This is a genomic window from Amycolatopsis sp. NPDC058986 (assembly GCF_042741125.1).
Lineage (GTDB): Bacteria > Actinomycetota > Actinomycetes > Mycobacteriales > Pseudonocardiaceae > Amycolatopsis.
This window is the reverse complement of the sequence record NZ_JBHYJW010000045.1, coordinates 32,129-46,670: the sequence shown is the minus strand read 5'-3', so window position 1 is coordinate 46,670 and position 14,542 is coordinate 32,129. Positions and strand designations below refer to the sequence as shown.

General features: G+C 71.0%; 12 protein-coding genes. 9 read left to right on the top strand and 3 right to left on the bottom strand.

The window, feature by feature from the left end; all coding sequences use genetic code 11:
• Positions 1-69: 69 nt before the first annotated feature.
• Positions 70-1,932: an asparagine synthase (glutamine-hydrolyzing) gene (gene asnB / locus ACFW0G_RS32075; protein WP_378329187.1), complete on the bottom strand. Its 1,863-nt coding sequence runs from the start codon at positions 1,930-1,932 to the stop codon at positions 70-72.
• Positions 1,933-2,122: 190 nt separating this feature from the next.
• Here asnB and ACFW0G_RS32070 point away from each other — a divergent pair, with 190 nt between their 5' ends.
• The 3 genes from ACFW0G_RS32070 (at position 2,123) to ACFW0G_RS32060 (ending at position 5,950) form a co-directional block, all read left to right on the top strand.
• Positions 2,123-3,307, top strand: a complete 1,185-nt coding sequence (locus tag ACFW0G_RS32070; RefSeq protein WP_378329186.1) for a cytochrome P450 — start codon at positions 2,123-2,125, stop codon at positions 3,305-3,307.
• A gap of 387 nt (positions 3,308-3,694) precedes the next feature.
• Entirely contained in the window at positions 3,695-5,317 is a 1,623-nt protein-coding gene (locus ACFW0G_RS32065) for an FAD-dependent oxidoreductase (RefSeq protein ID WP_378329185.1), read from the top strand.
• A gap of 147 nt (positions 5,318-5,464) precedes the next feature.
• The gene (locus ACFW0G_RS32060) at positions 5,465-5,950 is read left to right on the top strand and encodes an SRPBCC family protein (RefSeq protein WP_378329184.1); all 486 of its coding nucleotides are present in this window, start codon (positions 5,465-5,467) and stop codon (positions 5,948-5,950) included.
• A 109-nt stretch (positions 5,951-6,059) separates the two neighbouring features.
• Here ACFW0G_RS32060 and ACFW0G_RS32055 read toward each other — a convergent pair whose 3' ends face one another.
• On the bottom strand, positions 6,060-6,728 hold the full coding sequence (locus tag ACFW0G_RS32055) for a TetR/AcrR family transcriptional regulator (RefSeq protein ID WP_378329183.1): 669 nt from the start codon (positions 6,726-6,728) through the stop codon (positions 6,060-6,062).
• A 122-nt stretch (positions 6,729-6,850) separates the two neighbouring features.
• On the opposite strand from ACFW0G_RS32055, the gene ACFW0G_RS32050 reads away from it, so the two are divergent.
• Complete coding sequence (locus ACFW0G_RS32050) at positions 6,851-9,931, top strand: family 78 glycoside hydrolase catalytic domain (protein WP_378329182.1); 3,081 nt, start codon at positions 6,851-6,853, stop codon at positions 9,929-9,931.
• 18 nt (positions 9,932-9,949) lie between these two features.
• Here ACFW0G_RS32050 and ACFW0G_RS32045 read toward each other — a convergent pair whose 3' ends face one another.
• Complete coding sequence (locus tag ACFW0G_RS32045) at positions 9,950-11,077, bottom strand: nucleotide disphospho-sugar-binding domain-containing protein (protein WP_378329181.1); 1,128 nt, start codon at positions 11,075-11,077, stop codon at positions 9,950-9,952.
• Between the two features lie 113 nt (positions 11,078-11,190).
• Between ACFW0G_RS32045 and ACFW0G_RS32040 the strand changes: the two genes are divergently transcribed.
• The 5 genes from ACFW0G_RS32040 (at position 11,191) to ACFW0G_RS32020 (ending at position 14,484) form a co-directional block, all read left to right on the top strand.
• The gene (locus ACFW0G_RS32040) at positions 11,191-11,874 is read left to right on the top strand and encodes an SDR family NAD(P)-dependent oxidoreductase (protein ID WP_378329180.1); all 684 of its coding nucleotides are present in this window, start codon (positions 11,191-11,193) and stop codon (positions 11,872-11,874) included.
• 90 nt (positions 11,875-11,964) lie between these two features.
• On the top strand, positions 11,965-12,300 hold the full coding sequence (locus ACFW0G_RS32035) for a TcmI family type II polyketide cyclase (RefSeq protein ID WP_378329179.1): 336 nt from the start codon (positions 11,965-11,967) through the stop codon (positions 12,298-12,300).
• The gene (locus ACFW0G_RS32030; protein ID WP_378329178.1) at positions 12,297-12,740 is read left to right on the top strand and encodes a cupin domain-containing protein; all 444 of its coding nucleotides are present in this window, start codon (positions 12,297-12,299) and stop codon (positions 12,738-12,740) included. Before ACFW0G_RS32035 ends, ACFW0G_RS32030 begins: the two co-directional genes overlap by 4 nt.
• Positions 12,737-13,990 (top strand): beta-ketoacyl-[acyl-carrier-protein] synthase family protein, encoded by a 1,254-nt coding sequence (locus ACFW0G_RS32025; RefSeq protein ID WP_378329177.1) that lies wholly within the window; start codon positions 12,737-12,739, stop codon positions 13,988-13,990. The genes ACFW0G_RS32030 and ACFW0G_RS32025 overlap by 4 nt, the downstream gene beginning before the upstream one ends.
• 122 nt (positions 13,991-14,112) lie before the next feature.
• Entirely contained in the window at positions 14,113-14,484 is a 372-nt protein-coding gene (locus ACFW0G_RS32020) for a DUF488 domain-containing protein (protein ID WP_378329176.1), read from the top strand.
• Positions 14,485-14,542: the final 58 nt, after the last annotated feature.

Below are 14,542 nucleotides of genomic sequence, written 5' to 3'. Positions count from 1 at the left end.
AAGCGGTTGGTCTTCGGAAATGGTTCAGGCCCGCGCGGGATCGCGCGGGCCTGAACCATCTGACCGTCCTCAGAGGACGAGTTCGACCTCGTAGTCACGCAGCCAGAGATCGAGCTGCAGCACCAGTTCGATGTTCATCCGGCTGTGCCAGCTGGACGCCTCCGCCGAGGTGTCGCCCGCCGCGTTCCGGGCACTGTCGGCGTCGATGAGCTTCAGGACGGGGGAATCGGCGTCGGCCAGCAGCCCGGACAGCGCGCTCTGCAACGCGCGGGTGTACGTCGGGTCCTGCGTCACCGGCCACGGGCTCTTGGGCCGCCACAACACGTCCCGCGGGAGCCGTTCGGCCACCGCGGACCGGAGGATGCTCTTTTCCCTGCCGTCGAACGACTTCATCGACCACGGCACGTTGTACAGGTACTCCACCAGGCGGTGGTCGCAGAACGGGACACGGACCTCCAGGCCCGACGCCATGCCGAGCCGGTCGTTCCGGTCCAGGAGCATGGGCAGCCAGTAGGTCATGTGCTGGAAGCACACGTCGCGCATCAGGTACTCCCTGGCGTCCTCGCCTTCCTGGTGCGGAGCCAGCGCGCGCGCCTCCTCGTGGATTTCGGCGTAGTGGCCGGTCATGTCGATGTTTTCCAGGATGCCGCGGTCGAACAGGTCGCGCCCCAGCCCCGCCGTCCGGGAGCCGTCGTGCAGGACTTCCCTGGCGACCCAGGGAAATGTTCCGCTTTCCACGAATTCCGGCTGATGCATCCACACGTAGCCGCCGAAGATCTCGTCCGCGCCCTCACCGACCAGTGCGACGGTCGAATCCCGGCGCACCTGGCGGAAGGTGTGGTAGAGCGAGGCGTCCATGTCCCCGTAAGGCGTCGGCATGTCCTGTGCGCGCACGGTCCGCACCCGGGTGGCACCGTCGGCGAGGTCGGCGGTCCGCAGGACGATCTCCGCGTGGTCGGTCGCGTACGCGCGCGCCACCTGCGCGGCGAACGGGACGTCCGGCGCTCCGCGCGTGTCGTCCGGCCGGAAGTTCTCGCTGTAGCCGTCGAAGGTGGTGGTGACGGTGCGCAGCGGCGGCCCGTTCAGTTCGTTCAGCATGCCCGCCGCGAACGCGGTGATCGTGCTCGAGTCGAGGCCACCGGACAGCGTGGTGCACAACGGGACGTCGGAGACGAGTTCGCCGCGGACGATGTCGTTCAGCATGTCGCGCACCGTCTGGATCGTCGTCGGCAGGTCGTCGGTGTGCCGCCTGGCCCGCAGCGTCCAGTACGCCCTTTCCCGGAGCCCGCGGCGGTCCAGCACCGCGACGTGGCCGGGGCGGAGTTCCCGCATGTCCCGGAAAACCGCGCGCCCCGGCGCTTTCGCGGTGGACAGCAGCTCGCGGAGCCCGTCGCGGTCGACCACCGGGCGGACGAGCGGGTTCGCCAGCAGCGCCTTGGGTTCGGAGCCGAACACGACACCCCCGGGAACCGGGGCGTAGAACAGCGGCTTCACGCCCATCCGATCGCGGGCGAGCAGCAGGGTTTCCCGTCGCTGGTCCCAGATCGCGAACGCGAACATGCCGACGAAGTGCCGCGCGCAGTTCTCGCCCCATTCGAGATACGCGTGCAGGATCACCTCGGTGTCGCTGTGCGTGCGGAAGGCGTGCCCGGCGCGCCGGAGTTCTTCGCGCAGCTGGGCGAAGTTGTACACCTCGCCGGAGTAGGTGATCGAGGCGAGCACCCCGGTCCCGTCCTCGACCACCATCGGCTGGTTGCCGTTGGCGAGGTCGATGACCGAGGTCCTGGTGTGCCCGAACGCGACGTGCTCGCGGACCCAGGTACCGCTGTCGTCCGGGCCGCGGTTCCCGAGCGTCCGGGTCATGGCCGCCACGATCGGCCGCTCAGTGGTCAGATCGCGGGAGAAATCCACCCAGCCGGTGATGCCGCACACACACGCCTCCCTGTCCCGAAAACCCCGGGCGAGCTCACGTCGCCGATGGCCGAATCGTGGGCGGCGGTGCTCGATTCGACCTCGACGACGCGCGCAGCCACGTCGCTTCCGGTCGTGTCGAGGCGGGTTCGAGACTGTCGGACGACCGTGGGCGTTGTCCGCTGTCCGCTCGACGAACAGGACGAGAGTCATGGATCTGGGTGACCGGCACCGGAGCGAGCAGGACGCGACGTCACGTCTCGACGCGCTTTTCGAGCGGTACCGCGACTATCGGGAGTTCCGGCGTGCCCGGCCGGTGACCCGTGGCGAGGACGGCTGCTGGCATGTGTACCGCTACGCCGATGTCAGGCGCGTCGTCAGCGACCACGAGGTCTTCTCCGCGCGGGTTCCCTTCGGCGACAACATGCTGGGGGAGACCATGATGCGGCAGGATCCGCCCGAGCATCGTCGGCTGCGGGTGCTGGCCAACCACGCGTTCACCACGCGCCGCATCGCCGAGCTCGAATCGACCATCGCGACCTTTGCCGGCGCCCAGCTCCGGCGGGTCGCCGGCGACGGCGCGCTCGACGTGATCAGCACCCTCGCCGCGCCGTTGCCGATCATGGTCATCGCCGGGATCCTCGGTGTCGAACCGCACCGGCACGCCGACTTCAAACGCTGGTCGGAAACCTTCATGTCGCGCGGCAGGTGGGAGGACGAGGCCGAAGCCGCCCGGCTGCTGGCGGAAATGCGCGAATACGTCATGGCCACCATCGAACGCAGGCGGCGATCGCCGGGGGACGAGCTGATCGACGCGCTGATCCGGGCCGAAGTGGACGGTCAGGCGCTGACCCAGCGGGAGCTGGTCGCGTTCTGCTACCTGCTCCTCGTCGCCGGGAACGAGACCACGGCCAACCTCCTCGGCAACACCGTGATCTGCCTGGCGAAGCACCCCGGGGTGCTCGCCGAGCTGCGCGCCGACCGAGCACTGCTTCCCGCGGTGGTCAACGAGGTCAACCGCTACCTGTCCCCGGTGCAGATCCTGGTCCGCATCACCAAGGAGCCGGTGCGGCTGAGCGGTGTCACGATCCCGGCTGGTGAGCGGGTCTACGCCTACCTCGGCTCCGCCAACCGGGACGAGGAGCAGTTCGCCGCACCGGACGAGTTCCGCCTCGGACGCCGGGAATCACACGTCGGGTTCGGCCACGGTGTGCACTTCTGCCTCGGCGCTCCACTGGGCAGGCTGGTCACCGGGGTCGCGGTGAACGCGCTGCTGGACCGGTTGCCGGGGGAGTGGGCGGTGGCGGACGAGCCGCTCCCGCCCGTTCCGGCGTTCTTCCTCTGCGGTGTCACGCGGTTGCCGATTCGCTCGATGCCGGAGCGCGCCCGCGGGTGACGGTTCCCCGTGAACGGTGCCCTTCGCGGGGTGCCGCGGTGCCGGTAAGGCCACCTTGCAGGCGTCCGACGCCCTCAAGGTGGCCTTACCGGCATATGAGTCCTCTGTGGACGCATCGCCCGACGTCGCGAACGCTCCGTTACCGACCATGAGCGTCTCGAACGGAGCGTTCGAGACAGCCAAGACCGCAGGGAACGAGGAGCCCTCGCGTGAGCGCCGCGTGAATTACTCAAGTAAATGGTTGACACAGCCGTTCGGATGGGTGATTATGGTGACCAAGGGTCGGGACAGGCGTGTGAAGACGACGGAGCTTCGCCGCGTGGCGCTGCCAGAGGTCCGGCCTGTCGACGTTTTTCCGGGCATGCGAGGAAAGGGCAGAGCACCACAATGACTCGAACGGACGACCAGAAGACCCCCGTGCTGATCGTGGGGGGTGGGGTCACGGGCCTGTCCACGGCGTTGTTCCTCGCGCGGCAAGGGATGCGGCCGATCTTGGTCGAGCGTCACCCGACCGAGTCGATCATGCCCAAGGCGCGGGCGTTCAACCCGCGCACCGGCGAGATCTACCGCGGGTACGGCCTGACCGAGGACATCCTCGCCCGGAAGTCCTATCTGGCGGACTTCCCGGAGATGATCGGCGCGGACACCCTGGCCGGGGACGAGCGATTCCGGATGGACCTGGGCGCTCACGTCGGGCCCCCGCCCGGGCTCAGCCCGGCGGACTGGGCGGCGATCGACCAGGACGAGATGGAGCGGCTGCTGCACGCCCGCGCCGTGGAGGCCGGCGCCGATGTCCGCTTCAACACGGAGATGATCTCCCTCGATTCCCGCACCGACGGCGTTTCGGTGGTGGCTCGTGAGCTGGGCAGCGGCACGGAGTACCGGATCGACGCGGAGTACCTGGTGGCCGCGGACGGGCACCGCGCGGGGATCCGCGCCAGGCTCGGCATCGACGCCGACCAGGTCCTGCCGCCGGGGCGGGGCGCGTACATCATCTTCGAGGCGGACCTGACCGAGGCGATGCGGGGCCGCCGGTTCATCCTGGCCTACCTCAACCAGCCCGCGCCAGGCACCGCGCTGGTGCCCGTCGCGGAGAACCGGTGGACGATCGGCTTCGCCTACGCTCCCGGCATCGGGGAGAGCCCCGAGGACTTCACCGAGGAGCACTGCATCGAGCTGGCCCGGCGGGCGATCGGCGAGCCGCAGGTGGAGATCACCCTGCTCCCGCCCATCCCCGGGCGGCCGGAGAAGGTCGCGCACACCTCGGCGGGCAGCGGGGCCGTGGTGGCGCGCCGGTTCCGTGAGGGCAGGGTCTTCCTCCTCGGCGACGCCGCGCACGTGGTGCCGCCGTCGGGTTCCTACGGTGCCAGCACCGGCATCGCCGACGCGCACAACCTCGCCTGGAAACTCACCGCCGTCCTCAACGGCCAGGCAGGGCCCGGGCTGCTCGACACCTACGAGCTCGAACGCCTGCCCGTCGCGCGGACCACGCTCGACCACGCGGTGAACCTGCTGCAGGTGCGCGGAACCGGCACCGTCGAGGACAACGAGGGCATCGACGATGTCACGATGATCTTCGGCTACCGCTACGTCTCTCCGGCCGTGCACACCGAAGAGCCCGCGCCGGAGAAGCTCACGCAGGATCCCCGGGTTCCCACCGGCGAGCCCGGGCTGCGCGCCCCGCACGTCTGGCTGGAACGTGCCGGGGAGCGGTTCTCCACCACCGATCTCTGCACCGGGTTCTGGTCCCTGCTCGTCGGGCCGGACGGCGACGGCTGGGAGGACGCGGCCAAGGCCGTCGGCACCGAGCTCGGCGTCGATCTGCGGATCTACCGTCTCGGCGCCGAACTGCGGGACCCGGAGAACAAGCTGCTGACCTCCTTCGGCCTCGAGGGCACCGGCGCCAGCCTCGTCCGTCCGGACGGGTTCGTCGCCTGGCGCAGCGCCACCCAGCCCGCCGACGTCCAGTCGCGGCTGCAGCAGAAACTGACCGGCCTGCTCGCCCGATAGCGGCGCGCCGGAACCGGTCGAAGACAAGAAAGCCGAGCGCGCCCCGCGAACCCCCAGCGGGATCCGGGGCGCCTCGGCGCGCGGCGGCCCAGCGGTCCGAACCGCTGGGCGCCGAACTGGACCAACTCATCGACAAGGAGAAAACCCATGGCAGAAACGAACGCGGACCCGACACAGGTGACATTGCCGTCCGACGACCAGATCCTGGTCACCCGGGAGTTCGACGCTCCCCGGCAGCTGGTGTACCGGGCGTGGACCGAGCCGGAACTGGTCAAGCGCTGGTGGTGCGGTCACTACGGCACCGTGACCGTGGCCGAGATCGACCCGGTGGCCGGTGGCCGGTGGCGGTACGTCATCGCCGTTCCGGAGAGCGGAGAGGCCGGCTTCCACGGCGAGTACCGCGAGATCGTGCCCGGCGAACGGATCGTCACCACCGAGGTCCCGGAAGCGGCCGACGCCGTCACGCGGCTGACCACGATCACGTTCACCGAGGCCGATGGCCGCACCACCCTGACCTACCACGTGTCGGCGGGGAACCGGGAAGAGCGCGACGCGATCATCGCGTCCGGGCTGGAGATCGGCCTGCGGGAACAGCTGGAGGTGCTCGAAAAGGTCATCGCGGAGCTGCGCTGACCCTGCGGAAAACACGGCAGGGCGCGCGGTTCCGTCCCGGGAATTGCGGGACGGGTGCTGGTTCGGATTTTCCGGGTGGCCGCGTAATCGGACGAGTTCCGCCGGAAAGTCACCGGTCCGCGGAGTCGCCCGCGGGCTTTTCCGGTGGAGCCTCGTCGAGGCCGAGCAGCCGCGAGACGAGTGCGATCTGGTCGGCGTAATGGTGCAGGAATTCGGCCGAGCGCGCGCCGACGTCGTAGAGCCCCTCGATCACCTGGGGCAGCATGGTGGGGCCCATCGCGGCGGCCATCATCATCACGACAAGGCAGGCCGGGTCCACTTCGGACGAAACCTTGCCCTCGGCCTGGAGGGCGCGGATCGCGTCGACCTCCCGCCGCAGGCGCTCGGAACGCTGGGCGCGGTCGGGATCGTCTCCGGAACCCTGGTACTCCAGGCCGCTCCAGGCGAACTGCCGTACGCCGTCCGGGTTGTGCAGGGCCTGCAGGACGTACCGGCGGGCCGCCTCACTGGGCGGGGTGCCCGGCGGCACCAGTTCCCGTTCGTAGCTCCACCAGCTTTCCGCGACTGCCTGGTAGAGGCCTTGCTTGCCATCGAAGTAGTACGAGATGAGCTGCTGGTTGACACCGGCACGGGAAGCGATGGCGGCGACCCGCGCCCCCGCGTAGCCGTTCGCGGCGAACTCGGTGGTCGCCGCCGCCAGGATACGTTGCCGGGTGCGCTCCGAATCGCGCTGCCGCTGCTCCGGGGCGGGCGAGCGATGCGGCTTCGACGGAGGCATGCGGATATTGTATCTCCGTCTGACACAGACAAATAGTTAACTGCGTCAATCAGGCGATTTCCGGAAATGTGCCGGGATCGTCGAGCACCACTGTCGTGGATCGGCTCGACTGGGGGTTACACATGGGCGAAGTACGTCGCAGAACGGCATTGGGCGGGGTCGGTGGCGCGGTGGTGCTGGCCGCCACGACACGGCCGGCGTGGGCGGATCCGCGGGACGGGCCCGGCCCGCTGCGGGCGGAGCGGCTGACCACCGAGCATCTGGTGAACCCGCTCGGCATCGACGAGACCGCGCCGCGCTTCGGCTGGCAGCTCATCGGAGACGGCACCGGCCGTGCCCAGAGCGCGTACCAGCTGGCGGTGGCGGGCACGCCGGAACTGCTGGCCGCGGGCACGCCGGATGTGTGGGATTCCGGCAAGGTGGGCTCGGCCGGACAGTCCGCGATCCGTTACACCGGGCCGGGCCTGCGCTCGGCCACCCGATACCACTGGGCGGTGCGGGTCTGGGACGAGCACGGGCAGGCCGGGCCGTGGAGCGACCCCGCCTGGTTCGAGACCGCCCTGCTGTCCGAACGGGACTGGGACGGCACGGCCTGGATCGGCAGCGGGGTGGAACTGACCGCGGCGGTGCGGGTCGGTTCGCAGCCCACGGCCTTCGACCTGGTGGCGCTGAATCCCGGGCACACCCTCGGGCAGGACTTCGACTCCACCGGCCCGCTGACCGCGCTGGGCGTCCCGCTGGTCGCCACCGGCGCGGCACCTGCCGGCTGCACCCTCACGCTCCGAGGGCACGACCCGTCCGGCCCGGTGCTCGCCCAGCGGACGCTGACCGGTCTCACCGGCGAGTCTCAGCAGCGGCTGGAATTCGCCGAACCGTTGGCACCAGGGCGGTTCTACCTCGAGCTGGCCGAACCGCGGGGCCAGGTGAGCTGGCGGTGCGACGCCACCGACACCTACCCTGGCGGCTCGGCCTACGCGGACGGCGTCGCGGTCACCGGTGACCGGCTGGTGGTCGGCATCCCGCCCGATCCGCCCGCGAACCCGTTGCTGCGCACCGAGTTCGACCTCCCCGCCCCGGTGGCCTCCGCCCGCCTCTACCTCGCGGGCCTCGGCTACGCGGTGGCCTGGGCCAATGGCAGCCGGGTGGCCGACTTCGAGCTCTCTCCCTTGTGGACGGACTACGGCAGCCGCGTCTTCTACACCACCCACGATGTCACGGCGCTGCTGTCCAAGGGCCGCAACGCGCTCGGGATCGCGCTCGGCCGCGGGTTCTTCGCCAGCCGGATCCCGGACGCCAAGGGCCGCGACGTGGCACCGTGGACGGCCGAACCGCGGCTGCGTGCCCGGCTGGACGTGACGCTGGCCGACGGCACCCGCCGCACCTTCGGCTCCGGCGCGGATTGGCGCCTCACCGAGGGGCCGGCCACCTACGAAGGCGTTTACGCGGGGGAGTCCTACGACGCCCGGCGCGCGCGGCGGCTCGACGGCTGGTCCTCGCCCGGGTTCCCGGCCGAGGGCTGGCGTGCCCCGGCCGTGGTCGCCGGTCCCGGCGGGAAGCTGCGCGCGTTCGCCGGGGAACACATCCGCGTGGGTGCGCCCGTCGAGGCGGCCGGGGTGCACACCCCGGTCCCGGGCGTGCGGGTCTTCGACTTCGGCGTGATGCTGGCGGGCTGGGCCCGGCTGCGGGCGAAGCTGCCCGCGGGCACCACGGTGCGCCTGCGCTACGGCGAGAAACTCGGCCCGGACGGCCGGATTCCCGTTGGCGTGCCAGGCGGTTTCGACAACCCGTCCCTGGTGGGGCGTTTCCAGGTCGACGAGTACACCGCCGCGGGGCTCGCCGAGGAGACCTGGCAGCCGTCGGGCACGTTCAAGGGATTCCAGTACGTCGAGGTCACCGGAACCACCGAACCGCTTGAACTGGTCGCGATGAACGTGGGCAGCGATCTGCCGGACACCATGGACCTCCGGCTGGAGCACCCCGAGTTGCAGTGGCTGGCCGACGCTTTCGCCCGTACCGCCCGCAACAACCTTCGCGGCCTGCCGACCGATTCGCCCGCCTACAGCAAGCTGGGCTGGACCGGCGACACCCGGTTCGCCAGCCAGTCCATGCTCTACCGCTTCGGTATGGCGGGCCTGTTCGGCAAATGGCTCGAGGATCTGCGGCTGGGCCAGGCGCCGAGCGGGGAGATCCCGATCCTCGCGCCGCTCGGCGCCACCCCGAACGGCGGCTCACCGTCGCCCACCTGGACCGGGGTCTACCCGCAACTGGTCCGCCAGTACTGGCTGATCTACGGCGACAGCACCGTGCCCGAACGGCACTTCGACGCCGTCCGCCGCTATCTCGGCTGGCTGACCGGCTTGCTGCACAACGGAATCTCGGACGAGTCGCTCGGCGACTGGTTGCCGCCCGGGCTCCTCTTCCCGCCGGAGGGCGGGCAGCTGGTCGGTACCGCGTACGTGGTCGTGGCGTTGCGCGACGGGGCCGCGCTGGCCGAATTGGTCGGCCACCCGGACCTCGCCCGTACCTGGCTGGAGACGGCGGAACAGGTGACCCGCCGGTTCAACGAGCAGTTCTACGACGCCGCCGCGGGCGTGTACCGCACCAGCACGACGACCGCGTACCGGCAGACCAGCAACGCGGTGCCGCTCGCCTTCGGCCTGGTACCCGCGGACCGCGTCAAGCCGGTGGTGGCGGGTCTCGTGTCCGATGTGGAGGGTAAGGGGAGGCATCTCGACACCGGGTGCGTCGGCGCGCTCGCCCTGCCGTTCGCGTTGTCCGACAACGGCCGCGCCGATCTCGCCCACGCCGTGCTCGAACAGCGCGACCACCCGTCCTACGGGTACCTGCGTTCGCTCGGCGCGACCACGCTGTGGGAGGGCTGGGAAGAGACCGCCCGCTCACGGGATCACTTCATGCACTCCGGCCCGGTGCAGTGGCTGGTGGAACGGGTACTCGGGCTGGAGGTGCTGCGGCCTGGCTGGCAGCGGTTCCGGGTGGCGCCCCGCGCGTTCGGCACGATGGCGCGGGCCTCGATCGGCCTCGACACCGTGCGCGGCCGGATCGACGTGGCCTGGCGGCAGGAGGCCGGAACGGCCACAGTGGACATCGGGATCCCGGTGAACGCCACGGCCGAGGTGATCCTGCCCCGGGCACGCTACGAGCTGGGGTCCGGACGGTACCGGTTCACCACGCCGGTGGGGTGATCGCGGTACCGGCGGTGGTCAACCGCACAGGGCCACGAGTTCGGCGACGACATCGGCGGGGGAGGGTTGCGCGTGCATCTCCTCGCGCACCTCTAGCGCGGCCTCGCGTTCCGGCGAGGCCGCGACCAGCCGTTCGACGTGCTCCCGGATCGTGGCCGGACTCAGCTCGTCCAGGCCGAGCACCACTCCCGCGCCGCGCGCCGCGACCCCGCCGGCGTGCCCGGCGTGATCGGGCAGCTGCGGCACGAGCAGTGCCGGCAGGCCGTGGTCGAGCGCGGTGAGGATGCTGGCCGCGCCCCCGTGTCCCACCAGAAGGTCGCATGTGGACAGAACCGGCCACAGTGGAGCGTCGAGCAGGATTCGCGTACCGGTGGGCAATGGGCCGGGCAAATCCCGCTGTGCGGCCGAAATCGCCAGTACCACCTCGACGTCCGACCCGGCGAGTGCCTCGGCGATCCGGCCCGCGAGGAACCGGGGAGCCGCCACCTTGGCGATCGTGTGTCCCCAGCTCACGCAGACCCGGGGCCGCTTCCCGCGCGCGGTCAGGGAGACGGACCCGTTCGCGGGCGTGAAGCGCATCGGAAGACGGCGGTAGTCCGTCGGCGGCTGGAGGCTGGCGGGCACGGGGTCCACGGTGGCGACGCCGAACGGGTCGAATGCGTCCGCGCCGAGCCGATCGGCCAACGGCGCCAGCGCCGACGGCAGCGCGTCCCGGAATCGCCACATCAGGTCGACGCCGTAGAGGTGGCGCACGGCGGGCACGCCCGCGGCCGCGGCCGCGAGCGGTCCGGCCAGCGCGGTCTGGTCGTACACCACCAGATCGGCTCGCCACTCCCGGATCAGCCGGACGAGGTCCCCTGCCATCGACTCCGCGTGCGCCAGCAACATCCGCGTCGCCCGCGGTTTCCCGCCCGCCGGCGGCCGTCCGGCACCCGGCAGGGGCAGCAGGTACTCACCGACCATGCCCACCGTGTCGACCTCGGTGCCGACGGCCGCGGCGGGCAGCCCGGCCCGCCGGATGTCCTCCCGCAGACCGGGCTGGCCGGCGACCAGCACCTCGTGGCCGGCGGCACGGCAGGCCCGGGCGAGCGGCACCAGCGCGGACAGGTGCGTGGGCCAGGACCAGCAGGTGAACAGGACACGCATCGGGCACCTCCGCCTTCCTCGACCCGCCACGCTGCCGTGCCGTCCTGGAAGCCCTCTGGAGCCACCGGCTAGCCCCGAGCGCGGATCGAGACCGGTGGGTGATCGTGCGACCCATGTCAGAACCACGTACTGCCCTGATCACCGGCGCCAACCGAGGGCTGGGCCACGCGGTCGCCGCCGAACTGCACCGCCGCGGCCTGCGGGTGGTGGTGACCGCGCGGGACGCGGACGCGGCGGCGGAGGCGGCCGCGCGGATCGGTCCCGGGGTCCGTTCCCATCCGCTGGACGTGACTGACGCCGGCAGTGCCGGGCGGGCCGCGAACCGGCTCGGGCCGGTCGACGTGCTGGTGTGCAACGCCGGCGTACTGCTCGACGCCGGGCAGGAACCGCTGTCGGTGCCGCTGGAACTCGTCGAGCGGACCCTGGCGGTGAACCTGCTCGGCGGGTGGCGCACGGCGCAGGCGTTCGTGCCGGGCATGGTGCGCCGGGGCTGGGGCCGGGTCGTCTTCGTCTCCAGCGGCACCGGGTCGTTCAGCGTGGGGCTGTGGAGCGAGGCACCGGGGTATTCGGTGTCCAAGGTCGCCGTCAACGGCCTCACCACCATGCTGGCCGCGCGGACCAAGGACACCGGGGTGCTGGTGAACGCCGTCAATCCCGGGCGGACCCGGACCCGGATGATGCCCACCGCGCAGCGCGGACCGGCGGAGGCGGCGGTGGAGATCGCCGACGCCGCGACGCTCCCGGACGACGGCCCGACCGGGGTTTTCCTTCGTGGCGGCGAAATCGCCGGATGGTAGCCGGGTTGGGCCGGTTCGAGAGCCGTTCCACCGCGTGCGCCGAGGATGAACGCAACGCACTGACAAGTCCCGTCCGCAGGAGGTCCCACCGTGCACCGGACCCTGATCGTCGCCAAGCTGAGGAACCCCGACACCGGCCCTATCGCGGAGGTGTTCGCCGAATCCGACGCGTCCGAACTCCCGCACATGGTGGGGGTGTCGCGGCGAACCCTGTTCAGCTTCCACGACCTGTACTTCCACCTCGTCGAGGCCGACGAGGACATCACCCCGAACCTGTACAAGGCGCGCAGCCACCCGCTCTACGCCGACATCAACACCCGGCTGGCCGGCCTGGTCGCCCCCTACGACCCGAACTGGCGGGAACCGAAGGACGCGATGGCCGCGCCGTTCTACGTCTGGACGGCCGACGAAGGGAGGATCCGGTGAGCGACGCTCCCGTGCCGGACAAGGTCAACGTCGAGCAGGCGGTGCCCAACCGCCGCCGCGGCGGCGACATCCGGGTCACGCTCAGCCCCAAGACGGCCGGCTCCACCTCCGGCTTCGGCGGCACCTTGTTCCTCGAGGCCGGAGAGTTCGTCTCCGAGCACTACCACCCTTTCTCGGAGGAGTTCCTGCACGTGATCGCCGGCGAGCTCGAGATGAGCCTCGACTCCCGGCCGGTGCGGCTCGGCCCCGGTGATTCGCTGCTGGTCCCGATCGGGGTACGGCACCGGCTCGTCAACGTCGGCACGACGGCCGCGCGGGCGGTCTTCCACCTGTCGCCGCTCGCGCCCCGTCCCGAACTCGGCCATGTCGACACCGAACAGCCGCCGCGGCCCGAGCAGCCGGGCCCGCGGGTCGGCCCGCACCAGGCGGACGCTCGATGACCAGAACCGTTGCCGTCACCGGAATCGGTGTGGTGGCACCCGGTGGTGTCGGGCGCGAGGCGTTCTGGCAGCTGCTGACCGAAGGACGCACCGCCACGCGGCGGATCACCCTGTTCGACCCCACCGAGTTCCGTTCGCAGATCGCCGCCGAGGTGGACTTCGACCCGAAGGCCGCCGGGTTGTCCGCGCAACAGATCCGCCGGATGGACCGGGCCGCGCAGTTCGCCGTGGTCAGTGCCAGGGAGGCCGTCGCGGACAGCGGTCTCGACCTGTCCGCCGTCGCGCCGGACCGGATCGGCGTGGCGGTCGGCAGCGCCGTGGGCTGCACGATGGGCCTGGAAGAGGAATACGCGGTACTCGCCGACGAGGGGCGCCGATGGCTGGTGGACCACACCTGCTCGGTCCCGCATCTCTACGGCTACATGGTGCCCAGCACGCTGGCGGCGGAGGTCGCCTGGGAGGTGGCGGCGGAGGGCCCGACCACCCTGATCTCCACCGGCTGCACGTCCGGGCTGGACGCGATCGGGCACGGGGTCGCGCTGATCGAGGAGGGATCGGCCGACGTGGTGCTGGCAGGGGCGACCGACGCGCCGCTGTCGCCGATCACCTCCGCCTGCTTCGACGCCATCCGGGCGACCTCGCCGAACAACGGCGATCCCGAGCACGCCTCCCGGCCGTTCGACGCGCGCCGCGACGGGTTCGTGCTCGGCGAGGGCTCCGCGGTCCTGGTGCTCGAGGACGCCGAGGCCGCTCGTCGGCGCGGAGCGCGGATCTACGCCCATATCGTCGGATTCGCCAGCCGCAGCAACGCCTTCCACATGACCGGGCTGAAACCGGACGGGCGGGAGATGGCCGAAGCGATCCGGGTCGCGCTGGACAGGGCCGGCCGTGCTCCGTCCGATGTGGACTACATCAACGCGCACGGCTCGGGGACCAAGCAGAACGACCGGCACGAGACCGCGGCGTTCAAACGCAGCCTCGGGAACCGTGCCTACGAGGTACCGGTCAGCTCGATCAAGTCCATGATCGGGCACTCGCTCGGCGCGATCGGTTCCCTCGAGGCCGCCGCATGCGCGCTGGCGCTGGACCGCCAGGTGGTCCCGCCCACGGCCAACCTGCACCACCGGGATCCCGAATGCGATCTGGACTACGTGCCCCGCACCGCGCGTGACCACCGGATGGACCTCGTGCTGAGCGTGGGCAGCGGGTTCGGCGGCTTCCAGAGCGCCATGCTCTTCACCAGGGCATGACCGGCGGGCCACGGATTCTTTCCACAGTGGACGGATTCCTCCACAAAGGACGCCGTCGGCCGGCCTGGACCTCCCGCGCCCGGGCGAGGACACTCGGCCTGGGTGGGAAGGAGGCGTGTGCCGTGAGCACGCAGATCACCGTTCGGAGGATCTACGACCGCCCGTCGCGGTCCGACGGGCTCCGGGTGCTGGTGGACCGGGTTTGGCCGCGCGGGGTTCGCGAGGAGGACGCGCGGCTGGACGAGTGGTTGCGCGATGTCGCCCCGTCGGCGGAGTTGCGCCGCTGGTACGGGCACGACCCGGGCCGGTTCCCCGAATTCCGCCGCCGGTACCTCGCCGAGCTGGGGAAGCCGCCGCACCGGGAGGCCGCACAGCACCTGCGCTCGATCGCCGGGGAGCACGACCTGACCCTGCTGACCGCGACCCGCGATGTCGAGCACAGCCAGGCGGCCGTGCTCGCACAGTGGCTGGACACCCGCTGCTCCGAGGAGTGACCGCCGTTCTCCCGAGTTGCCGGGCGAGCGCGCGGGGCGCAGGCTCGGAAGAGCGAAG